We start from the raw sequence: 21,915 nt of genomic DNA on the forward strand, positions 1-21,915 counted from the left end.
GTTGGAAGATCAGCGACAGCGTTGCCGATTGAAAGGGCAGCGCGGCTGTCTTGGTTGGCAGGGGTTTTTCCTCGGCCTGTTCGATGAACTGCGCATCGCGCAGTTCATCGACCCCGGGTCCAGCGCTTGCGCTGGTCCGGGTCCAGGGGTGGACAACCCCTGGTGGGGCCTGGGGCAACGCCCCAGCGAAAACGCTTCAGCCGAGAACCCGTCCCACGAAGAACGGCCCCATCTGACTGATGAACTCGCTCGTTTGTCGCGTTTTGCGCATCGCTTGCACGATGTGCGACAACGGGTGCAGCTCCTTGCCCACGAGACCGATCACGAATTCGTTGTCTCGCGCGTCGAGCCCGTGGCATGCGAGCCGGATGTCGTGCGCAAAGTCCTTTGCCCCGTAGGCCTTCCCGATCGTCCCGTGCTCGCGCAGGATCGAGCCTTGCTCCCGCGGCTCGAGCTTTGCGAATGCCCCGCTCCGGCGCAGCGGATACCACACGGCCCACGGCCATGCCGGGTTCGCCACCGTCTCCGCTGGCCGTCGGAGCAACCAGAATTCGAGATCTTGCTCGTAGCCCGTCGAATACGTACGCCCGAGCATGGTCATGTCGGGCCGGAGCGCCACCGTCGGACCCGATTCCACGAGCGCGGGCCGCACCACCTCCACGAACACCCCGGGATCCTCGCCCCACGTGAGCAGCCCGAAGCTGTGCGGATCGTTCACGTCCTCGTACACGACGGCGCCCACGCCCTTGCTCGTGATTGCGGCGCGAAGGGCCTGCGCGTGCGTGCGCAGCTCGGACACCTTCGACAGGCCCGGCACCTGGTAGACCAGAAGCTGCATGAACAGCCGCCGATCCATCGTCTGCGGCTTCCCGTCACGCGGGGCGCCGCGCTCGCTCACATCGATGACCGGTAGTTCCTCGCCGCCCTGTCCATGGCCGTGTCCGGCCGGCCGGCCGCTCGGGTTTGCTTCGCTCATGTTGCAAGGGCTACCTGCCTCGGCAGCCGGCTGCAAGGCCGGATCGCCCGGTGTGGCGGCTGCATGCTAGAAGCCGAAGTCATGGATACGAGCGCGCTCAAGGCGGCGCTTCTCCCCGAGCGGGAGAACCTCATCGAGACCTTGATCGTCGGGATCCTCGAGCTGGCCCCGTTTTACCGCGAGTTTCCACGAAGCGCGCAGGTCGCCATGTCTGCCCGCCTGATCGACCTCTACCTCGACGCCCTCGACGAGATGAACCCCGACGCGTTGCGCACCTTCGGGATCGAGGTCTTCACGCGCAGGCAGGAGCAAGGCGCGTCGCTCATGGAAGTCCTCCACGGCATCTCCATCGGCCGCCGCGCCGTATGTCGCGGCGCCCTCCGCATCCTGCCCACGGCCGAGCTCGCCGGGCACGTCGTCGAGCGCGCCGAACAGGTCGCTGACGAGCTCGTGCGCACGGCCGTCGCCGTCTACGAAAAGCGCCGCGACACCGAGCGTCGTGCGTTCGAGGCCCTCGAAGAGCGCTACCAGGACCTCTACCAGCGCACCCCGGCCCTCATGCACTCGCTCGATCGTGAGGGCCGCCTCATGACCGTGAGTGACGCGTGGCTCGAGTTCCTCGGCTACACCCGCGACGAGGTCCTCGGTCGCCGCTCGATCGAGTTCGTCACCGAGGAGACGCGCAAGATTGCCCTCGCCGAGCACTTCCCGCGGCTCCTGCGCGAGGGGCGCGTCGACGAGGCCGACTGCCAGTTCGTCAAGAAGAACGGCGAGATCATCGACGCCCGCCTCTCGAGCGTCGTCGTGCGCGACGAGCGCGGCGAGGTCCAGCAGATCCTGGCGGTCTTCCAGGACGTCACGGCCGAGGTCCGGGCCACGCGCGCCCTGCGCGAGAGCGAGGAGCGCTGGCGTGGGCTCACCGAGCTCGCCCCGCTCCCGCTCGCCGTGCACAAGGGCGGCGTCTTCCTCTGGGTCAACGAGGCCTTGTCGCGCCTCCTCGGCGTGCCGCGCGACGAGCTCGTCGGGATGAACGTCATGCGCATCGTGCACGCCGACGATCACGAGCTCCTCCGCGCGCGCCTGCGACAGAGCCGAGAGGGTCGCGTCGCGCTCCCGCCGATCGAGGAGCGGTACCTCCACGCGGACGGCAGCATCATCTACGCGGACGTCGCCGCGCGCCCCGTCGTCTTCGAGGGGGAGGACGCCACGCAGATCGCGGTCGTCGACGTCACGGCGCGCAGACACGCCGAGGAAGTGCAGCGGCAAAACGAAGCCCAGGCGCGCCTCATCGAGGCCCAGGAAGCGACCCTCCGCGCGCTCTCCACGCCCCTCATCCCCATCGGCGAGGGCATCCTCGTCGCGCCGCTCATCGGCCGCATCACGGGCGACCGCGCCGCGGGCATCCTGGAGACCATCGCCGCGGGCGTGGTCGCCCAGGGCGCGCGTGTGGCCATCGTGGACGTCACGGGCGTCCCCGAGGCCGATACGTCCGTCGTCGAGGCGCTCGTCCGGGTCGCGCAGGCCATCCGTCTCCTCGGTGCCGAGGTCGTCATCACGGGCATCCAGCCCTCGATCGCCCGCACGCTCGTCGAGCTCGGCGCCGATCTCGGCAGCCTGACCACGCGCGGCACCCTCCGGGATGGTATCACCCATGCGCTCCGGGCCCGCCCGCAGAGACGCGCATGAACACAACCGATCTCTTCCTCTCGCTCACCCCGCACAAAGTCCTCGAGGCCGTCGAGGACGCGGGGTTTCCCGTGAATCCTCTCTGCTACCCGCTGAACTCGTTCGAGAACCGCGTCTACGAGGTCGAGCTCGAAGATCGCTCCCGGCTCGTCGCCAAGTTCTACCGCCCGGGCCGCTGGAGCCCGGAGCAGATCCTCGAAGAGCACCTCTTCCTCGCCGACCTCGCCGAGGCCGAGGTCCCGGTCTGCCTCCCTCGAACCCTCCGCGGCGGCGGCACCCTCGGCACGATCGACGGCATCTCGTATTGCCTCTTCCCGCGCGTCGGCGGCCGCGCGCCGGACGAACCCGACGCCGACCTCCTCGAGCGCCTCGGCATGCTCGCCGCGCGTATCCACAACGTCGGCGCCGCGCGCCCCGCCGCGCACCGCGTCCGCCTCGAAGCGGACGCGTTCGTCCGGCAGAACGTCGTGTTCCTCCGCGACAAGGGAACCATTCCTGCGCGCCTTTTCCCGCGCTACGAGCGCGCCGCGCGCACGATTGCGGACTTCGTGGACGAAGGACTCGAAGGCACGCCCGTCCACCGCATCCATGGTGATCTGCACCTCGGGAACCTGCTCTTGCGGGACGGCGTGCTCTCGGTCGTCGATTTCGACGACATGGTCGTGGGCCCGGCCGTGCAGGATCTCTGGCTGCTCCTGCCGGGCGAGGGCGTCGAGGCGCGGATCGCCCTGGAGAGCTTCCTCGAAGGGTACGAGGTCCTCCGCGCCTTCGATCGAAAGAGCCTCCGCCTCGCGACGCCGCTGCGCGGCCTGCGCCGCGTCCATTATGCGGCCTGGATCGCGCGCCGCTTCCACGATCCCATCTTCCCGCGCACGTTCCCCCATTTCGGCACCGAGGCGTACTGGGAGGAGGAGACGCGGGATCTCGAGCAGATCGTCCGGATGATCGCCGAAGAGCGCGGGGGCTTCGAGGCATGACCGCATATGTCGTCTTCGATTTCGAGGCGATCCTAGACAAGGACAACCCCCTCCCCGAGGGCGCGGATCCGGACCGCGTCCCGGCCGTGCCGCACCTCGCCATCGTCTCGGGCGCGATCCTCGCGCTCGTCGTGGAGGGCGGCCACATCCGCGTGCAGCCGCCGCGTTTGCTCGGCGGCCCCGCGGGCGGCGACGAGGCGGCCATCGTGCGTGATTTCGTGGGCATGGTGGGCGAGCGCCGCCCGGTGCTCGTCTCGTGGAATGGCCGCGGCTTCGATCTGCCGCTCGTCATTGCGCGCTCGGTGCGCCACGGCATCGTGGCTCCGTGGCTCTGGGATCGTGATTTCGAGGATCGCTACCGCGGGAACAAGCACGTCGACCTGCAAGACGCCGTGAGCTTCCGCGGCGCCGGCCGCCCGGCGCGCATGGCCTCGTTCGCGTGCCTGTGCGGCTGGCCGGGCAAGCTCGGCGTCGACGGCTCCGACGTCGAGGGCCTGTGGGCGAAGGGCCCCGAGGGCCGCGACGCCGTGCGCCGCTACAACCTCGCGGACGTCGCCTCCGAGGCCGCCATTCTGCTGCGACTTCTCGTTTGCCGGGGTGATCTCACGCTCGATGAATACCGAGACGCCGCCCGCGCGCTGCTCGCGCACGTCGACGGGGACGAGCGCCTCGCCGTTTTACGTCCCGCGATCGATCGCGAGATTTTCCTGCTCGCGGATGCCGCCTCACTCACTCCAGCCCTCTCGCTCGACGCGGTCTGAGCGTGGGTGTCGTCGTGGGGCCGCCGCGCCGGGGCTCTGCCCCGGACCCCGCGGGGGCTGTCCGCCCCTCGACCCGGACCAGGGCAAGCCCTGGACTCGGGATGGAAGAACTGCGCTCCGCGCAGTTCTTCCAACGGGCCCGTGTGGCAAGACCAGAGACAACGTTGCCGAGCGAAAGGGCAGCGTGGCTGTCTTGGTTGGCAGGGCCTTGGCCTGTTCGATGAACTGCGCATCGCGCAGTTCATCGACCCTGGGTCCAGCGCTTGCGCTGGTCCGGGTCCAGGGGCGGATAGCCCCGGTGGGGCCTGGGGCAACGCCCCAGCGCGGCGGCCTCGCGTAGAGCATTATCAGAAAGCGTGAGGCTCACGCCTTCCGATAATGCTCCACGCTCTTGTACCGCGTCGCATACGCGCCGAACGCGAGCGCGAAGACGAACGCGAAGCCCGCGAAGAAGAACATCTGGAATGCGGTCGTCGATAGGCCCGTCTGCGCCGTGATGGCGCTCGTCAGCCGCTCGTTCTTCATGCCCGCGTTCACCAGCAGCACCCAGAGCCCGCCGACCGTGACCGAGAGCGACCAGAAGCTCATCAGCGTGCCCTTCATCTTCGCCGGCGCCTGGCTGTAGGCGAATTCGAGGCCCGTCGTCGAGACCAGGACCTCGCCGAGCGTGAGGATCGTATAGGGAAGGATCTGCCACAGGATCGAGACCTGCTCGCCCGCGTCGATCCAGCGCTGGATCACCCCGATCACGATCCACGACACGCCCGCGATCGCGATACCCGCCGTCATGCGCCGGAGCGGCGTCGGGTCGAGCCCCATCTTCCGGAGTGCCGGATACGTGACGGCATTGTTGAAGGGAATGAGCAGCATCACGAGCAGCGGATTGATCGACTGCATCTGCGACGCCGTCTCCAGGATGCTCCACCCGGGCAGCACCATGGCCTTGCCCTGGATGATCCACGTCGAGGCCTTCTGATCGAAGAGCGACCAGAATGGCGTGACGAGGGCGAACACCACGAGCACCTTCAGCACCGATCGCACGCCCTCGACGTCCTCGTCCGGGTGCTCGCCGCGCGCCGCTTCGAGCGAGAGCAGCACGCCCGGGCCCGCGAACACGAGGAAGGCCACGATCGCCAGGCAAAACGACGCGACGAACCCGAGCGTCGGGATCAGGAAGAATGAACCGACGAACCCGAGCGCGCCGAGGCCCGCGAGCACGAGCCCCGCCCCGCGGCCCTTTTGCAGCGCCGTCCACGCGATGCGGCCGAAGGAATGGGGATCGGCGGGGGAGGGGGGGACCACCACGTACTCCTTGCGCCCCATCCAGAAGATCAGCGTCGCGATGAACATCAAGACGCCCGGGATCCCGAACGCGATGCTCGGCCCCCAGTGCTTGAGCGCCCGCGGCATGAGCTGCGAGGCGAAAAACGAGCCGAAGTTGATCACCCAGTAGAACGCCTCGAACACCCCGCGCGCGAGGTGCTTGTTCGTCTGGTCGAACTGGTCGCCGACGAACGACGACACGCACGGCTTGATGCCGCCCGAGCCGAGCGCGATCAGGAAGAGGCCCGCGTAAAACCCGGTCTTGTTCGCCTCGAAGACGGCGAGGCAGCCGTGCCCCACGCAGTAGAGCAGAGAGAGCCAGAAGATCGTGCGATACTTGCCGAGGAAGCGATCCGAGATCCACCCGCCGAGCAGCGGGAAGAAGTAGACGCCCATCACGAAGACGTGGAAGACCTCCTTCGCGGCCCCGGCCCGGTCCTTCTCCACGAGGCCGAGCAGGAGATACCCGATCAGGAAATCCGTCAGGATGTTCCGCATCCCGTAGAAGCTGAAGCGCTCGCACGCCTCATTTCCGATGATGGACGGGATCGACTTCGGGTACCTGGCGGCTGCCTGGGCGGGGGCGGCCTTGGGGATCGCGGGCCCTTCCTCGACTTCGGTCGTCATCGTGCGCGGGGCTCATCCTTCCGGGGATCGCCCTCCGAGACAAGCACATTCGATTGCAGCGCGCGGTAGCGCTCCCAGAACACCTCGTTCGGCTCGACGCCCCGTTCGTCCCGGCTGAGGGCCGGCTGGATGCGCTCCAGGAAATACATGTCGAGCTCGCCCTTGCCCTTCACCGACACCGCCCCGCGCGCCGTGAGCTCGAAGAAGTCCTTCACCCGCTCGTACGTCATGCGCGAGACGTTGATGCGCCAGAGCTCCCCCGACGACTCCATGCGGCTCGCCGTGTTCACCGTGTCGCCCCAGACGTCGTAGGCGAATTTCTTCGAGCCGACCATGCCGGCCATGAGCGGCCCCGAGTGCACGCCGATGCGCACGCCCTGGAAGTGCGCATCGTGCGCCTCCACGTCGCGCCGGATCCAGAGCGCGAAGAGGCAAGCATCCACGGCGTGCGTCGGCTTCGGCGAAGGCAGCCCCGCCGCCACCATGTACGCGTCGCCGATGGTCTTCAGCTTCTCGACGCCCGAGCGATCCGCGATGGCGTCGAAGCGGCAAAAATAGGCGTCGAGCATGGCGACGAGCGCCTCGGGCGGCATCGTCGCGGCCTTCGCCGTGAAGCCCACGAAATCGGCGAATACGATGGTCGCCTCCTCGTGGAACACGGGCTTGACCGAGCCCTCACGCGTGAGCTCGGCGGCGATCGGCGAAGGCAGGATGTTGCAGAGGAGCGAGTCGATCTTCGCCTTGTCCCGCGCGATCTCCTCGGACTGGCGCTGGACCGTGCTCCCCTTGGCCCAGCCCTGCCGCCGGAGCCGATCGCTCAGGTGCACGAAGACGCCGGAGACGAGCGCCGCAGCGCTGAGGTCCTGGAGCGCGTAGTTGCGCTCGGGCCCCTCGAAGTCCATGCCCGCGAGCATGCCCGTCGCCCAGAAGACGAGGATCGCCGCGCCAAGCATGCCCCAAGCGTACCGCCGCCGGAGCGGCGCGAGCGGCACGAGCATGAGCACGAACAAGAAGCCGCCGAGATAGGGGCTCGTGCCGCTGGTGAGCCCCGTGATGAGCCCCGTCGCGCACTCGAGGGACCCGCAGAGCACGAACAGAGCGCTGCTCGCGTAGCGCGGCGCCGAAGGCAGGAGCGAGAAGAGGATCGCCAGCACCCCCGCCATGGAAAGGCTCAAGCGCAGGAGAAAGAGCGAAGGGATCTCGGGATGGAGCGCCGCGTCGAGCCGCAGATACGGCAGCCAAGCGAGCGCGCAGATGACCCCCGAGACGCGCAGGATCTTCCACGACTGAAAAGCGAGCTCGTCGTCGAACGTCTCCGGGTACCCACCCTGGCGCTCCCCCGCGCCGAAGAGCCACGTGAAGGCTTTCTCCGCGCCCGCCATGCCCCGACCCTAGCAAGCCGAACCCCGCCTCCGCAACGACCTTCGTCGGGAGCCGAATCTCGTTTGGCGGGACAATCCCAGCGGAGGCCGTTTCGCTGGGGCGTTGCCCCAGGCCCCACCAGGGGTTGTCCACCCCTGGACCCGGACCAGCGCAAGCGCTGGACCCGGGGTCGATGAACTGCGCGATGCGCAGTTCATCGAACAGGCCGAGTCAAGACCTGCGACGCCCCTGCCAACGTACCCGTCGCCAGTGTGGAACCCACCTTCGTGGTCTTGCCACGGCCTGTGGGAAGAACTGCGCATCGCGCAGTTCTTCCCCGATCGGTCCAGGGCTTGCCCTGGTCCGGGTCGAGGGGCGGATAGCCCCCGCGGGGCCCGGGGCGGAGCCCCGGCGAGACGCCTCCCCGATGAGACCCGTTGACACGCGCCGCTTGTCCGTCTTTTTTGGCACGCATGTCGAGAACCTCGCTCGCTGTCCTCGTTGCCGCTGTCGTCGTCTCTGCTGGGTGCGGTGCGGGTACGCCGGTGTATCCGCCTCGGCCGCCGGCCACGCCTGGCGAGCCTGTCTCTGATCCGGTCCCCTCGCGTGTCGTCGTGCATGCGACGATCACGGGCGCTGCGCTCCAGCGTGAGCTCGAGACGGCCGTCCCGCGCACGGGGGATGGCACGTTCCCCATGCTCGGCAACGAGCGCAAGTACACCTGGACGCGTGGGGCCATCACGGTCCGCTTCAACCAGGGCCGCATCGCGCTCGACCTCCACGTCGATGCGAACGCGGACATGCCCATTGGCAGCCTCGACGTCCCGCTCGAGTTCTCGATCCTCGCCGAGCCTGTCGTCACCAGCGAGTACAAGGCCAAGCTGCAATCGCTCGAGGTCAACGTGAAGAGCGACGACCGCGTCATCAAGGCTGCGGATGCGGCGGCTGACATCCTCGGCAAGGTCAAGTCGGCGGTGAAGGAGAAGCTCGAGGCCTTCGAGTACGACCTTTATCCCACGCTCGCAGAGGCCCACGGCCGCCTTGCGCGACCCATCGAGCTCCCCCTCGGCGATGCGAACGGCTGCGCCGCGCTCCAGGTCGTCTCCGTCGAGGCGGGGCCCACGGTCCTCGCGGGTGGCTTCGAGAAGGACCTCGCGCTCGTCGTCGCGCCTTCGGTCACGATCCCTTGCGCCCCTCCGAATCCTGACGCCAAGCTCCCGCCGCTCGCCAACGTCGCCACGCTCCAGCCGGGCCCGTTCTCGGTCACCGTGCCGATCGTCGCCAAGTACGACGAGCTCGCGAAGGCGATGGGCCTCGTCTTCACCGACGGCAAGTTCTTCTTCTCCAAGGAGCACCCGAAGATCTACATGGAGAAGCCCGAGATCTACGCCGCGAAGGACCAGCTCGTGCTCAAGCTCCACATCGCGGGACACGTCGACAACCCCGTCAGCCTCGACCTCGACGGCGACCTCTTCATGACCGGCCACCCGACGGTCGTGGACAACGAGCTCCGCATCCCCGACCTCGAGCCCACGATCGAGACCAAGAGCTTCCTCTTCAAGCTCAAGGCCTCCATGGATGCCGACAAGATCCGTGATCAGGCGCGGGATGCGCTCCGGCTCGACATCGGCGAGCGCCTCAAGGCGGTGCGGGACAAGCTCTCGAACGACATCTCGTTCGCGAGCGGCCAGGGCTGCATGAAGGCCCAGGTCCACAAGATCGAGGTCAGCAGCGTCCACGTGCACGGCACGTACATGCGCGTCTACGTCACCTCGAATGCGAGCGCGTCCGTGTACATGCCCTGTCCGTGACCCACCTCGCGTGCTAGGGAGGTGCATGCGCGCCTTCCTTGCTGCGACCCTCTTCCTCGCTGGTTTCTCCCTCTCCTGCGCGTCGGCGGACGACGGATCCATTCGCCCCGAGCCGCCCGCCGAGACGTCGAACGCCCTTGCCCCGCTGCCGCCGGAGTTCGCGCAGCTCGGCCAGCCTTGCCCCGCGACGGACCAGGTGGACTACGCGGGCCCGAACGCTGGATGCGGGAAGGATGGCCATGTCGGCATCGTGACCGTGGGTCGCCGCATGGACTTGCCGGAGGGCGCGCAGAAGCTCGAAGGCTCGACGGGCAAGGTGCAGGTGTTCGTCGAGTCCGAGCGCGTTTGGGTGCAGGGGACGTGCGTCTGGTGCCGGAACCTCACCGAGCAGACGAGTGTCGTGCACCTCGCGTACGCGACGGACAATCAACTCATGCAGATCCAGATGACGGCGGAGCTCACGAACCAATCGCCGCTGCGCGACGCGGAGGCGTGGCGCGCGGCGATCGCGGCGTGGCAGCCGAAGAAGTGACCGTCAGGGCCTTCCGAGGCCCCCCTTCCGCCGCGCCGGGGCGCCGCCCCGGACCCCGCGGGGGCTGTTCGCCCCTCGACCCGAACCAGCGCAAGCGCTGGACCTTTTGTGGGAGAACTGCGCTCCGCGCAGTTCTCCCAGCTGGCCGGTGGGACCGCCCCGCCCCGTCGAGACATCAGCACTGCTGTCTTGGTTGGCGAGATCGTCGCCGGTCTCGACCGGGCCTGTGCGATGAACTGCGCATCGCGCAGTTCATCGTCCTGGGTCCAGCCCCTGGCTGGTCCGGGTGCAGGGGCGGACAGCCCCTGCTGGGGCCTGGGGCAACGCCCCAGCGAAGCGCCTCCAGATGAGACCCATGCTCAGGGCCCAGGGGCCGCGTGGGCGTGCTCAGGGCTTTCCGAGCCCCTTCAGCCAGCCATCGACGTGCACGGTGATGTCCGCGCCCGTCTCGGCCTCGATCGTATCGATCATGTCCTGCATCCGGGCCGCGCGGTTCTTGTAGGTCCCGTAAAACTTCGCGAGCGCCGCGTCGAGCTTGTCCCGGCCGACCTGGGCTTCCACGGCCCGGTAGAAGAACGCGCCTTTCATGTAGGTCACGTTCGACCACAAGGCATGCGTGATGAGGTCGATCTCATTGCACGTATCCAGCATCAGCACCGTGTCCTCGTCCTGGATCACCTCGTCGAGCCTCGTCTGGTAATCGCTCCAGATCTTCTCGCCCGCGGCCGCGCCCGCCGCGGCTTCCAGCCCGCGCGCCGCGAGGTAGGAGGCCGTGCCCTCGGACAGCACGAAATCCTCCCAGCACGCGATACGCACACCATTGCCGAACCAGCCGTGCGCCGCCTCGTGCGCGTGCACCTCCGGATCGTTCATCGCGTCGCGCGCCACGTGCCAGTACGGATGGTGCTCCATGCCGCCGTATGCGCCCGGCCCCCAATTCGCCGAGACCGACCCGACCTCGCCGCCGAACGAATACGCCCCGTAGGTCTTCTCGAACCAATCGAACACGGCCGCCAGATCCTTCGTCCCTTCGGTCGCGGCCGCCTCCTCGCCGGGCAGGTGATACACGCTCACCTTCGTGCCCGCCGTGGTCGTCCCGAGCGCGACGTGCGTGTATTCGCCGAGCGCGAAGGCCGGCATGTACGTCGGCGCGTCGGCCGGGATCTCGGCGGGGAAGACGGCGTCTTTCCCCATCGGCACGCCCGAGAGCGTCATCTCGAATTTCACGCCCTCCGAGGGCACGGATTTGCACGGAAAGAGATTGCCGCAGAAGCGCGGCCACAGGAACGAGATGCCCTCGGCGAGATACCCGTCGAAGTTCTTCTGCGTGGTGAATGCATACTTGATCTGGAGCGTGGTGTTCTCCGCGCTCTCTTTCACGCCCACGTCGAGCCTTCCATCCTGGACCGCGAATTCGAGCTGCCCGTTCGTGTCCTCGACGCTCTGGACGACGAGGCCGCTCACCTCGAACGAGGCGCCCGGCTTTCCCGCGGCCGCGAGCTCGATCGTGGCTTCACCGGTCATCGCCGTGACGTCGAGGGCGAGCGCGGTCGAGAGGATGTCGCGGTCGAGGTTTTCCGTTGGCGCGACGGGGATGGGACCAGGCTCCGGCCCCCCGCCGCCGTCTCCGCAGCCGGCGAGGACGAAGAGGGGGATCGAGGCACAAGCGAGCGTGAAGAGGTGCTTCATTCGGCCAGGGTACGAGCCGGACGGCGCGAAGGTCAACGGCGCCGGCTCGGGCGCATTTCGGCGGGGAACATGGCTTCTCCGACCTGCTCGACGGACCGAGGCGCGGGGGGGCCGCTGCTCATCCGAGCTGCCCGCCGAGCCACGCGGCCCCCATCGGCTGCTCCTCGGACCTGCTCGCAACACCTGAGCCCACCCCCCTCCGAGCAGGTCGGACCTGCCCGGAACACCCGAGCCGACCCTCTCCGAGCAGGTCGGAGAAGCTCGCAACACCCGAGCCGACCCTCTCCGAGCAGGTCGGAGAAGCTCGCTCGTGCCGGGGAAGGGGTACGCCAGCAGGTCGGAGGAGCTCGGCGTAGGCACGGGGCGGCGCGGGGGAGGTGTTCAGATCAGGTCGGCGGAGGCGACGGGCGGTGCTTCGGGCAGGTCGGAGGAGCTCGGCGGGCCTGGCGGCGGGGGAGGGGAGCAGGTCCGAGGAGCTACGGGGTGGCGGGCGTCGCCTCGGGGGCGGAGGGCGGCGGAGGAATCTCGGGCGAGGCCTTGCCCTTTTGCGCCTGGGCGGCGCTCTTTTCGAGGAGGTCGAGGTAACCGAAGACACGTGCGTCGAGGTCTTTGGGCAGGCTCGGATCCTCCTGGAGCTCCAGGGCGAGGTTTTTACGCGCGCGATTCAGGAGGCCGATGGCCTCCCCGCGGAGGCGGGTCGCGTCTTTGCGGGTCTTCGTTTCGAGGTCGGCGCGGGCGCTGAGGAGGGAATCGATGGCGACGCCCGCGTTCAGGAAATTCTCGACCCAATCGCGGAGGGTGCCGCCGCCGGCGACGGGGAACAGGGCGAGCTCCGTTTGCAGGTCCGCGAGGGCCGGCTTTCGGTCCATGGCCGCCTTGGCCTCGGCGGGATAACTGGCCCCGAGGTCTTCGAGGGTGGGAATGAAAGCAGCGCGGATCTTCCGGGCGGCCGCGCGAATGTGCTCGGGGATGTCGGGGTGGCGGTCGTAGGCTTCGAGGAGGTGCCAGACAGCATACCCGAGGGCGTCATGGCGGACGTCGGCGGCGCCGAGATCGTCGACGAGGGGTCGGCCCGCGGCGACCGCAGGGAGCTTGGCGAGGGCGTCGCGCTTGACAGTGAGGAGCTTGATGCTGGCGGCGCCGGCGTCGAAGCTCTGGAGTGCGTCTTTGCGATTCGTGAGGAGATCGTTCAATCCGATGAATAGAGCGACAAGAGAGATATGGCGCATGGGGTGGGAGGTTACAGGGGCGGGTGGGGAGGGGGCAAGGGGGAAGTGACGGGCGATGTAGAATGCAGCCTGCGCGGCCGCCCGTCACTCGTCTTCGACGACGCGGATGGGGAGCCACTGGAACCCCGTCACGCCCGCGTCGCGGAAGATGCGCCAGACCTTGGGGGTGACGAGGAAATAGGGTTGCCCGAGCACGGCCGTCTTCAGATCGCCGGTCCACCGAACATCACCGAAGTGCTCCCACATCCGGTTCACGTCCTTTGCCCCGAAGAGGTCCTGGGCGCGGTAGGCGATACGCGTGGGCTGTTTGCTCGTCGTGTGGTACTTGCCGCGCCGGCACGACTTGCACACCTCATCCGATTCGATCCCGGTCGAGCGCGGGGACATCGGGGGCAGCGTGTGCGACGCCCACATCTGCCGCCAGGGCAGCTTGATCTGCCGGTTGTCCTTTTGCAGGGAGTAGACGCTTCGGAAGGAGAGCCCCGAGATCCCGGCGCCTTCGAGGATGTCGGCCAGCCTCTCGTCCACCAGGATCTCGCTGTAGCTGTCCACGGCGCGATATTCCTCTAGTCTTCCGATGAGCTCCGGGTAGATGCCAGCAAGCACATACGCCGAGGTCTGCCGCATCCCCGCGCCACACGCCGGACACGCGCTCGACAGGTCGTAATCCGTGCCGAACCTCGGGCCTCCGGCGACGAAGACATCGATGGTTTCGGTGACGAGGATCAAGCGCGCGGCCTCGTACTCCTCGTCCGTGTACTCGTCCCAGCGCCGCTCTTGCCAGTCGACTTTGTAAGACAGCAGGAGCTTTTGCAGGAGGGCCAGGCGAGGGTCCTCGACCTCGAGGGTGACGTAAACGAAGGCTTGTCGCAGGACCTCGTTGTCGCTCACCTCGGCGACATCGGGCCCGCAACCTGCGGGGTCCAGGACGGTCTGTTCTCGTCCTGGGATCTCCTTGCCGTTGAACATGACGCATGCCTTGGTTCTCATCCTCAATCCTTCACGATCCAGGAGCGTATTGCTCACTCCCCGAAGTAGTGCGCGATCGCCTTGAGCCACTCGGGGCGGGCTGCATACACCGTCTTGTAGGCTTTCCACAGGTCTCCTACCCGCGTGATGCCTGCCGTCTTCGCGGCCAGCTCCTTCGTGAACTGCTGGTGCAGCTCCTTCGAGAGAATCGTGCACGGCCCATCCAGGGGATCGAGACCAGCCTTGATCATCCTCGCCGTCTCGTAGATGTGGTGCGCTTGCCACTTCCGTTCATACCCCAACGTGAACTTCTGCATTACCCGATACGGCCCGACCACGCCCGCCTCCACGAGCGCCTGCGTCAGCTCCTCTCCATACTCCTTCGCCAGGTATTCCGCCGCCTCTTCCGATAGCTCACTCACGTCCTTGAGGACGAGCTTCTCCCCCGCCTTGCTCGCCTCGGCCGCCGCCTTCATGAACTTGTTGCCGAGCGCCATCGCCACCGGCGAGAACATCACGGCCGCGGCCGCCGCCTGGAGCCTCGGGTCGTTCGGCCCGTCGGCGTTCATCCCGCCGACGACCCCGTATTCCTTTCCGTCGGGTCGATAGAGGTCCTCGTTCATTTGCAGGTTGAAGATCGCCCCCGCGATCACCACCTGCTCCAGGATCGCCCCGGCGCGCGTCTTCTGCTTGCGCGCCGGGCAGCCTTCCTTCGTCTGCTCGCACGACGTGACGTGCAAAGGCTTCCGGTCCTCCGTGTCCACGAGCTGCGGCAGCGCGCCGCCTCGATCCACGAGCCCGTGCTCCTTGTCTTCCCACTTCGCCTCTCGCTGCGGGAGGATCGGTTCGCTCGACAAGACGCCTTGCCGCGGCAAGACCGGATCCTGCCGCTTCTCCGGGGCCGAAGCACGCGGAGGCGGCGGGCCCTCCTTCGGCTGCGGGAGGCGATGCTTCTCGACGCGCTCCTTGACGCTGCCCTCGTCGTCCGCGCCTTTGCGTTCCTCGTCGCCGCCGCGCTTGCCAGGCGCTTTGCTCGCGCTCCCGTCCTCCGCTTTCTTCTCTTCTTTCGGCGGCTCTTTCGCCGGCGCCGGTTTCGGCGGCGGCGGCGGGCATTTCAGCGCGTTGTACGGGATGGGCAAAATGCGTACGCTCTCTGGCGGGGCATGAGGGTCGTAGATAAAAGTGGCGCGCCCCTCGACCCTCCGCGCGAACTCCATCCGGCTGCGCGTGGTCCACACCGTCGCCGACCCCTGCTCATAGGCCCACTGGGTCATGCCGGGCGGGACGTCCGGCGGCTTGACGCAGACGCGGAACTCCAGCGCACGCGCGGGCGAAGCGCAGAAGAGAAGGGTCAATGCCAGCAGGGACGAGGTGAAGACGTCACGGCGCATGCGACCTCCCGCGCCGAGGATACCGGTCCTTCGAGCCCGATCAATGACCCATCTGCTTCTCACAGCCCTCGGCGCGCGCGTGCGGGACCTGCGTCTCGACCGAACGATGTCGCTGGCCGACCTGGCCGAGACGAGTGGCGTCGGAAAGGGCGCCCTGTCCAGCATCGAGAATGGGCGCGTCAACGTCACGATCGAGACATGCGTGCGGATCGCCATGGGTGTTGTCTTGGGATCGGAGTGCCTGAGATCGTCACATGGTTTGTCCCGAGCCCCTTGCCCTCATTCCCCGGACAAACTATCCTCCCGAGGATGCACCCCCGCCGCCTCCTCCTCGGCACCCTGGCAACCGCCTCCCTTTCCGCCGCGATGTTCCTCGTGCTCCCCTCGTGCACAGGTGATCCGAACGCGGAAATCAACTGCCCTCCTGGCACCTCCGAGCGCTGCTGTCCCTGCCCGTACCCCGAGTTGTGCCCGGATCCGGACTTCCCGGGGTACCTCAAGCCGAGGCCCATCCCGTGGGACTGCCCGAACGCATGCGACGGACCACCACCGCTGCCGCCTCGCTGCACAGATGGTGGTGCGGATGGTGGCGACGCGGATGGGGGGGACGAAGGCGGCATGTCCTCGCTCTGCCCCCCGGGCGCGTGTGCGCCCAAGAGCCCGCAAAGCTGGGACGGTCCCGTCGCCCTCTACTACGGCCCGGACTTCGGAGCGCCGCCGTGCCCGGAAGCAGCACCCATGTTCGTCTTCGAGGGCTGGCCCGAGCCCGCTCCGATCCCGTGCGAAACATGCTCGTGTGATCCGCCCCTCGGCACGTGCTCGCCCCCCACGACGTGGACCGTGAGTGCCGGGCCATGTTCTGACCTTGGTGTCAATACGAATTTCGACGCGCCGACAAACTGGGATGGCTCCTGCACGGCGAACACCTCGATCCAGGAAGGCAAAACGTGCGGCGGGGTCCCCTGCGTGGGATCACTCACGGTCTCCCCACCCATGATCGAGGAGCAACCCTGCACCCCTCACGGCAATGGCGATCCGATCCCCGGACCCGCGCACTTCACGGCGGGAGATGCATTCGGCCCTTTTGGTCGAGCCTGCACGGGGGCCCCGTGGCCCGCGTGCGAGCAAGAAGAGGAGAAGGTGTGCGTGCCCAAGCCCCCGAGCTTCGAGACGTGCATCATGCGAGAAGGGGATGAGCCCTGCCCCGAGGGCTGGCCGATCAAGCACCTCCTCTATGGAGAGGTGAACGATCAACGGGAGTGCACGGCGTGCACGTGCGGTGCGCCGAGTGGGGGGAGTTGCACCGTGTTTGCGGCGCTGCACGAAGATACAGCGTGTTCGACGCTGCGGGGCTCGCTCGTGATCACGACGGCAGATCCTACGCTGTGCACCGACCTGTCGCCGAGCGTCGGGCTCGCCGCCAAGTCGGCCACGCTCCTCACGTACGAGCCAGGCACGTGCGCGCCCGAGGGCGGGCAGGCCGTCGGGGATCTCGTTCTCTTGGACGCGCGGACGTTCTGCTGTCTGGACGCTCCCGCTAATTGAAGGACGCCACGACGCGTGCTCCTGCGATCATGGTCACCCACGATGTCTCCACGACGACAGGATGAATCAAGGTGTTGATCCTGGAGCGGAAGAGTGTCGCCGTGATGTCGAGATCCGCGCGGATGCTGAATGGTCCTCCAAGATGCTGCTGCATCCCCACGCGCCCACCAATGCCTGCGAAGCCGATGCCGTCGAGCTGCGGAAGCGTGCGATTTACCGCCTCAGTCAACGTCGCGCCCCCGATGACGAGCCCGCACACGGCAAATCGGCCGGGCCGATAACAGAGAGCAGCGACGCCCGAGGCCGTGAGCACCTCGAAAGCCGTGAGGCCGAGGGGCCTCGTCTCGAACCACGGGGTGACGCGAGCGTCACCCTCCAACCACCACGAACCCCACAACCGAACCGAGCCGCCGAGCTGCGCGCCGGGAACGATTTCGGGAGCCATGCCGGTCGCGAGAATGGGACCCGCGCTCAACTCGAACCGCGGGGGCACGTCGGCAGGCCCGGCTGAAGCAGGCAGCGGCGGAGCTGCGGGTGTTGCGGGAGGAGGCGGCGGCGCTTGCGAAGGTGGCGCCGGCGCGGGGCACGAGGCGGGAGGCGGCGGTGGCTCGACGCGCGCCGAATCCTTTCCCTCGTGCAGGATGTGGACGGAGGCGAGGAGCGCCGCATGGTAAAGCACCTCGAAGCAACACGTCGACGCCGGGAATTCACGGTGCACGGTGTCGAGCACGCGCCCGTCGAGCTCCTCGATCTGCATGTCGACGGCGTGGTCACCGGCCTTCGTGCGACCCATACGAACGCGGAGCGTGCGCGATGCGGGCGGTTCGAGGATCGGCTTGGAAAACTGGTCATTCAGGAGAGCGGCAAACTCCTGTCCCCGGTCGCACGCCGGGAGCTTCGGGTCGGCGCTGAACTCGACCTGGTAATGGGGTAGCTCGTCGGCCTTGGCTCGATGAGGGACGAGGACGAGGAAGAAGCCCACGAGGGCAGTGGCGTAGCCGGGGCCACGCACCACGCCTCGGAAAGCCCCTCCCTGCGTGATCCGCTTCACCGTCCTGGGCCCGCCGGAGGAATTTTTGGGGGGCATGTCGTTTTGTCACGCGCGTTTGGGTCGCTTCTGTTCCTTAGCAGATGGTGGGGTGGTCAAGACAGACGGTGGAGGCAAATTGGTGGACGCGCACAGGACGGAGCACGAGGATCTTGCTCGGCACACCGAGAAAATGCGCGCCCGTGCGCGAAAAGCGCGGATCCCGCTTATCGACGTCGACGATGTCGTCGGCGAAGCGCTGCTCGTCGCCTGCAAAGAAGACGAACCGAGACCTCCTCCCGAATGCGAAGAGCGTGTCGTTGGCTGGCTGCTGGAGCTCGTCGACTGGCAGGTCATGGCCTACTGGACGAGGCGAGCGCGTCGCTCCCGGGAGATCCTTTGGCCCGACCCCGAGGCGGAGGAGCTCGTCGCCGACAGCCGCGACCACGGCAGTGTCATCGAGGCACGTCAGCAGATCGAGCTCGCGTTGAAGGAGGTGCCCGCCCACCTCGCCGAGGTCGTCGTTGCGCGAGGGGCGTACGGGATGCGGCTCAGCGAGTTTGCTTGCGAAACCGGGATCAGCAAGAACACCGTGAGCTCGTGGTTCCAGCGCGGAGAGCAAGCTTTTCGTGACGTGCTCGTATCGCTCGACAAGCCGAGGCGTCGTCGCGGGGTGGTGCCGCTATTCCTGCCCTTCGGCGGTTGCCTACAATCGTGGCTCCGAGGGTTGGGACGCGCGATCGAAAGCATGTTTTCCAAGCTGGTTCCTGGTCTCGTCGCTGGAGCGGCGGTGGTCGCGTTCACCCCGTCGAGCCTGGATGCGACGGCGGGGGAACTTGGGCAGGCCGACATGTCGCTTGCGCAGCGTGAACCGCACCGAGTCGAGGCGCGGTGGTTTCACCAGAGGCCCGGGACCGCCGATGTCATCCCCAAGGCGGCCGACGTCTCGATGCGGTCGAGCCCCCGGCGGCCGACCCCGAAGCAGGGCGAGCGCGCTACGAAGGGGGCGCGACCGAGTCCGGATCCTGGCCTTCTCATCCTCCTGGCGGCGAAGTCTGCGCTTCAGCAAGGGACCCCGGGAAAGGCCCAAGCCTTGCTCGAAGCGGACGCCGCGAAACACCCCGATTCTGCCAATCAGCGCGAACGCGACATGCTGCGTGCGCTCGCACAGCCGTAGCGTCGCTCGTTGCGTAACTGCCCAAGGTCACGAAACCCACGTCATGATGGAGGGACGGCCATGCCACGTCGACAAACGACCCATCCGCTTCTCACAGCATTCGGCGCGCGCGTGCGGGATCTGCGCCTCGACCGAAAGATGTCGCTGGCCGACCTGGCCGAGACGAGCGGCGTCAGAAAGGGCGCCCTATCCAGCATCGAGAATGGGCGCGTCAACGTCACGATCGAGACATGCGTGCGGATTGCCATGGGTCTTGGGATCGGGGTCGAGGACATGATCCCGAAGGGGTCGAGCATCCCGAATCGGAGATAAGCGCGCCGTCCCTGCGCTGATGGGTGGGGAGGAGGCGAGGGATCAAGGCTTCGGCGCGAAGTCCGCGTGTGAGAGCTCGGCGTAGATGGTGGCGACGGAGAGGGCGCGCGGCGAGGGAGCGCGTCCGAAGGGGCTCCTGCGTAGGCAGCGCCGTTGACGGAGGCCTCCTCGCCGGCAGGCGAGGGAACACACGCGCAATTCAGGGAACGCCGATGAAGCGCAGCGCCTCGCGCGCGGCCGCGTCCACACACCCATCGGGTGGGAAACAAGCGGGCTTCGCCGCGAGCTTTCGCAGCCGCGGTACGGCGGTCCGGGCCGCGGGGCCGAACGCGCCCAGGGCAAACGCCGCATCGATTTGCACGGAGGGATTCGTGTCGGAGAGCGCCCGGATGAGGTGCGGGATGGCCTCTGGAAAGCGATTCCCCAGCGAGTCGCGCAGCACGAAGGCCGCTGTCTCTCGGATGCGCGGGTTCTTGTGCTCGAGGCGCTCGAGCAGCAATGGCAGGAGCGCGGCCTGGTCCTCGTCGCGACTGCTCACGCCCCCGAGCGCAAGGAGCGCATTGACGTGGACTTCGACGTCTGCATCCTCCGCCAGCACGCGTAGGCGCGGCAATGCGGCGCGGGCGCCGGGTCCCAGGTGGCGCAGGGTCAGGGCCGCCATCGCCCGTCTGCGCGCGTCTTGGTCCTCCAGCGCGGCCATCAGCGGCCCCAGGGCAGACGTGCCGAAATCCGCGATGAGGTTCGAGCTCGCCTGGGTGTTCACGTTGTGCTCCGGGTCGGCCAGGGCGCGGATGAGCACGGGAATGGCGCTCGGAAAACCCGTGCGACCCAGGAGAGACACGGCCCTCTCGCGGACCTCCCCTTCGGGGCTCGCGAGCTTCCGGCTGAGATGGTCCACCGTGGCCGCCTCCGCGGAGCGGATGCGTGCCAGGGTGTCCGCGGCCTCGATGGCCTGCTCAGGCTCAGGGGAGTCCAGTTGGACGAGCAAGCGCTCGAGGCGTGAGGCATCGAGATGCTCTTCCTCAGGCGGGTCGGGCTGGGCAGGCGAGGCCGCGTGGACGGCTCTCTCGGCACCCTCGGTCGGAGCCACGGGGGTCGTCGGGCGGTCGGTGCCCGCTGGCGGTCGTGCGCAAGCCGTGAACAGGACGGGTCCCAGGAGAAGGCACAGGCGGAGATGGGTCATGCGCGGGTTGCTACGGAACGACTCTCTAGATGAACTCATGGTACCAGAGATTTCATCCGGAGGTCGGTCACCAACCGACCACGGCAGAATGCGAACATCTGCGCCCAACACCCGGCGGCAGGACCACGTCTGCCTATCGAGTCGAGAGGGCAGAACGCGAACAGCGCCGTACACGCGCGGGTCTTGCGTGGCACATCTGCAAAGGGCCCCTTGAATGGGCGTGGACGAAAATCCAGGATTGTTCGGCCCATGCACTCCCCGCGTGTCCTCGTGGTCCGCTCCCTCGTCGTCGCCGTCCTGCTCATGGCCGGCTGCCATTCCGCAAGCCATACGAACCCGTCATCGTCATCGCCGGCCGCGGCGCCAGCCGTCGCGGCTGCCCCCTCCCGGCCCCGTGAGATCGTCGTGGAGCGGGGTACCGTCAAAAGTGAGACCGGCACCGATGTGCCTTACGAGCTCGGCACATTGTATGTGCCCGAAAACAGGCGAAACCCCAAAAGCCGCCTGATCGGCGTCGGCTTTGCCCGCATCAAGGCGCCTCGACCCACCGACGCGCCGCCCGTGTTCTGGTTGCCAGGTGGTCCCGGTCTGAGTGTGCTTGGTGCATTCACCGACGACGACGCGGCTGCCAAGAGCCGGCTGCGGTCCTGGCTGACCTATGGTGCCGTGGGCGACCTGGTCGTGATCGAACAGCGCGGCTATACGCGCCGCGGCGAAATGCTCGAAGCGATCAGCGAGGCTTTGCCCTTGGATCAGCCTGGTTCGGTCCGCGTGGAGGCCGAGGCCATGCGTGCACTCGCCAGGGCGGCCATTGCGGCGAACCCCGACAAGGACCTCTCGGGCTACGACATCGGGGAGCTCGCCGCGGACGTGGACGACCTTCGCCGGGCGCTCGGCTACGACAAGATCAGCCTGTTCGGTGGGAGCTTCGGCTCCCAGTGGAGCTTTGCGGTGATGAGGCTCCATCCCGAGATCGTCGCGCGCGCGGTGCTGTCGGGCGTGGAGCCGTTGAACAATGGCTATGACATGCCCTCGCACGTGCTCGCGGCGCTACAGCGTATCGCGCAAGACGCCGATCGGGATCCCAGGCTCGCGCCTTATCTGCCCGCGGGCGGACTGATGGAAGCCGTGCGCGCCCTGCGCCTCCGTTTCGCCGAGAAGCCGGTGCGCGTGCAGGTCGACGACGATGCCGGAGGAAAGCGCACGGTGGTTCTAGATGGCTGGTGTTTTTCTCTACCAAACCATCGCGCGATGGTGTAAGGCGGGGGGCATGTCCCGTGGACAAACCCCGAAGCAGGGCGAGATGTGGAGGTCGACGTCGGCGTACTGCGGAGCGAA

18 protein-coding genes and 1 pseudogene are annotated in these 21,915 nt (G+C 67.5%); 10 read left to right on the top strand and 9 right to left on the bottom strand.

Translation table 11 applies throughout. The features are described 5' to 3' along the window. Positions 1-196: 196 nt before the first annotated feature. The gene (locus QHF83_RS49530) at positions 197-976 is read right to left on the bottom strand and encodes a chlorite dismutase family protein (RefSeq protein WP_282425169.1); all 780 of its coding nucleotides are present in this window, start codon (positions 974-976) and stop codon (positions 197-199) included. An 81-nt stretch (positions 977-1,057) separates the two neighbouring features. Between QHF83_RS49530 and QHF83_RS49535 the strand changes: the two genes are divergently transcribed. Genes QHF83_RS49535 through QHF83_RS49545 form a run of 3 tightly spaced genes read left to right on the top strand, consistent with a single transcriptional unit; the run spans position 1,058 to position 4,400 of the window. Continuing rightward, positions 1,058-2,662, top strand: coding sequence for a PAS domain S-box protein (locus QHF83_RS49535; protein ID WP_282425170.1), 1,605 nt, complete (start codon positions 1,058-1,060; stop codon positions 2,660-2,662). Continuing rightward, a complete protein-coding gene (locus QHF83_RS49540; protein ID WP_282425171.1) occupies positions 2,659-3,639 on the top strand; it encodes a serine/threonine protein kinase in 981 nt (326 codons plus the stop codon). Before QHF83_RS49535 ends, QHF83_RS49540 begins: the two co-directional genes overlap by 4 nt. Then, entirely contained in the window at positions 3,636-4,400 is a 765-nt protein-coding gene (locus QHF83_RS49545; RefSeq protein WP_282425172.1) for a hypothetical protein, read from the top strand. The genes QHF83_RS49540 and QHF83_RS49545 overlap by 4 nt, the downstream gene beginning before the upstream one ends. A 363-nt stretch (positions 4,401-4,763) precedes the next feature. On the opposite strand, the gene QHF83_RS49550 is transcribed toward QHF83_RS49545, so the two are convergent. Together QHF83_RS49550 and QHF83_RS49555 are read right to left on the bottom strand one after the other, a co-directional pair. Next, complete coding sequence (locus QHF83_RS49550) at positions 4,764-6,350, bottom strand: oligopeptide:H+ symporter (protein ID WP_282425173.1); 1,587 nt, start codon at positions 6,348-6,350, stop codon at positions 4,764-4,766. Next, positions 6,347-7,732 (bottom strand): adenylate/guanylate cyclase domain-containing protein, encoded by a 1,386-nt coding sequence (locus QHF83_RS49555; protein ID WP_282425174.1) that lies wholly within the window; start codon positions 7,730-7,732, stop codon positions 6,347-6,349. Before QHF83_RS49555 ends, QHF83_RS49550 begins: the two co-directional genes overlap by 4 nt. Before the next feature lie 453 nt (positions 7,733-8,185). Between QHF83_RS49555 and QHF83_RS49560 the strand changes: the two genes are divergently transcribed. Both QHF83_RS49560 and QHF83_RS49565 read left to right on the top strand, forming a co-directional pair. Next, positions 8,186-9,523, top strand: a complete 1,338-nt coding sequence (locus tag QHF83_RS49560) for a DUF4403 family protein (protein ID WP_282425175.1) — start codon at positions 8,186-8,188, stop codon at positions 9,521-9,523. A 25-nt stretch (positions 9,524-9,548) separates the two neighbouring features. Then, complete coding sequence (locus QHF83_RS49565; protein WP_282425176.1) at positions 9,549-10,055, top strand: hypothetical protein; 507 nt, start codon at positions 9,549-9,551, stop codon at positions 10,053-10,055. Positions 10,056-10,442: 387 nt separating this feature from the next. Here the strand turns inward: QHF83_RS49565 and QHF83_RS49570 are convergent, their stop codons facing one another. From QHF83_RS49570 to QHF83_RS49585, 4 genes are all read right to left on the bottom strand, one after another. Then, positions 10,443-11,744, bottom strand: coding sequence for a M1 family aminopeptidase (locus QHF83_RS49570; protein WP_282425177.1), 1,302 nt, complete (start codon positions 11,742-11,744; stop codon positions 10,443-10,445). A gap of 476 nt (positions 11,745-12,220) precedes the next feature. Beyond that, positions 12,221-12,973, bottom strand: coding sequence for a hypothetical protein (locus QHF83_RS49575; protein WP_282425178.1), 753 nt, complete (start codon positions 12,971-12,973; stop codon positions 12,221-12,223). 84 nt (positions 12,974-13,057) lie between these two features. Then, positions 13,058-13,963: a hypothetical protein gene (locus QHF83_RS49580; protein WP_282425179.1), complete on the bottom strand. Its 906-nt coding sequence runs from the start codon at positions 13,961-13,963 to the stop codon at positions 13,058-13,060. 32 nt (positions 13,964-13,995) lie between these two features. Beyond that, positions 13,996-15,333: a hypothetical protein gene (locus QHF83_RS49585; protein WP_282425180.1), complete on the bottom strand. Its 1,338-nt coding sequence runs from the start codon at positions 15,331-15,333 to the stop codon at positions 13,996-13,998. A 43-nt stretch (positions 15,334-15,376) separates the two neighbouring features. Here QHF83_RS49585 and QHF83_RS53635 point away from each other — a divergent pair. Both QHF83_RS53635 and QHF83_RS49590 read left to right on the top strand, forming a co-directional pair. Beyond that, positions 15,377-15,535, top strand: a pseudogene (locus QHF83_RS53635) (helix-turn-helix transcriptional regulator); the annotation flags it as partial. A gap of 416 nt (positions 15,536-15,951) precedes the next feature. Then, on the top strand, positions 15,952-16,878 hold the full coding sequence (locus QHF83_RS49590; RefSeq protein ID WP_282425181.1) for a hypothetical protein: 927 nt from the start codon (positions 15,952-15,954) through the stop codon (positions 16,876-16,878). Here QHF83_RS49590 and QHF83_RS49595 read toward each other — a convergent pair. Continuing rightward, a complete protein-coding gene (locus tag QHF83_RS49595) occupies positions 16,871-17,890 on the bottom strand; it encodes a hypothetical protein (protein ID WP_282425182.1) in 1,020 nt (339 codons plus the stop codon). The two genes, QHF83_RS49590 and QHF83_RS49595, sit on opposite strands and share 8 nt — an antisense overlap. A gap of 25 nt (positions 17,891-17,915) precedes the next feature. On the opposite strand from QHF83_RS49595, the gene QHF83_RS49600 reads away from it, so the two are divergent. Together QHF83_RS49600 and QHF83_RS49605 are read left to right on the top strand one after the other, a co-directional pair. Next, a complete protein-coding gene (locus tag QHF83_RS49600; RefSeq protein ID WP_282425183.1) occupies positions 17,916-19,082 on the top strand; it encodes a sigma-70 family RNA polymerase sigma factor in 1,167 nt (388 codons plus the stop codon). A 60-nt stretch (positions 19,083-19,142) separates the two neighbouring features. Further along, on the top strand, positions 19,143-19,394 hold the full coding sequence (locus QHF83_RS49605) for a helix-turn-helix transcriptional regulator (protein ID WP_282425184.1): 252 nt from the start codon (positions 19,143-19,145) through the stop codon (positions 19,392-19,394). A 199-nt stretch (positions 19,395-19,593) separates the two neighbouring features. Here the strand turns inward: QHF83_RS49605 and QHF83_RS49610 are convergent, their stop codons facing one another. Further along, a complete protein-coding gene (locus QHF83_RS49610; protein WP_348980537.1) occupies positions 19,594-20,907 on the bottom strand; it encodes a HEAT repeat domain-containing protein in 1,314 nt (437 codons plus the stop codon). Here QHF83_RS49610 and QHF83_RS49615 point away from each other — a divergent pair. Continuing rightward, on the top strand, positions 20,827-21,837 hold the full coding sequence (locus QHF83_RS49615) for an alpha/beta fold hydrolase (protein ID WP_282425185.1): 1,011 nt from the start codon (positions 20,827-20,829) through the stop codon (positions 21,835-21,837). The genes QHF83_RS49610 and QHF83_RS49615 overlap by 81 nt on opposite strands. Positions 21,838-21,915 lie beyond the last annotated feature (78 nt).

The sequence above is a fragment of the Polyangium sp. 15x6 genome (assembly GCF_029960785.1).
Lineage (GTDB): Bacteria > Myxococcota_A > Polyangia > Polyangiales > Polyangiaceae > Polyangium.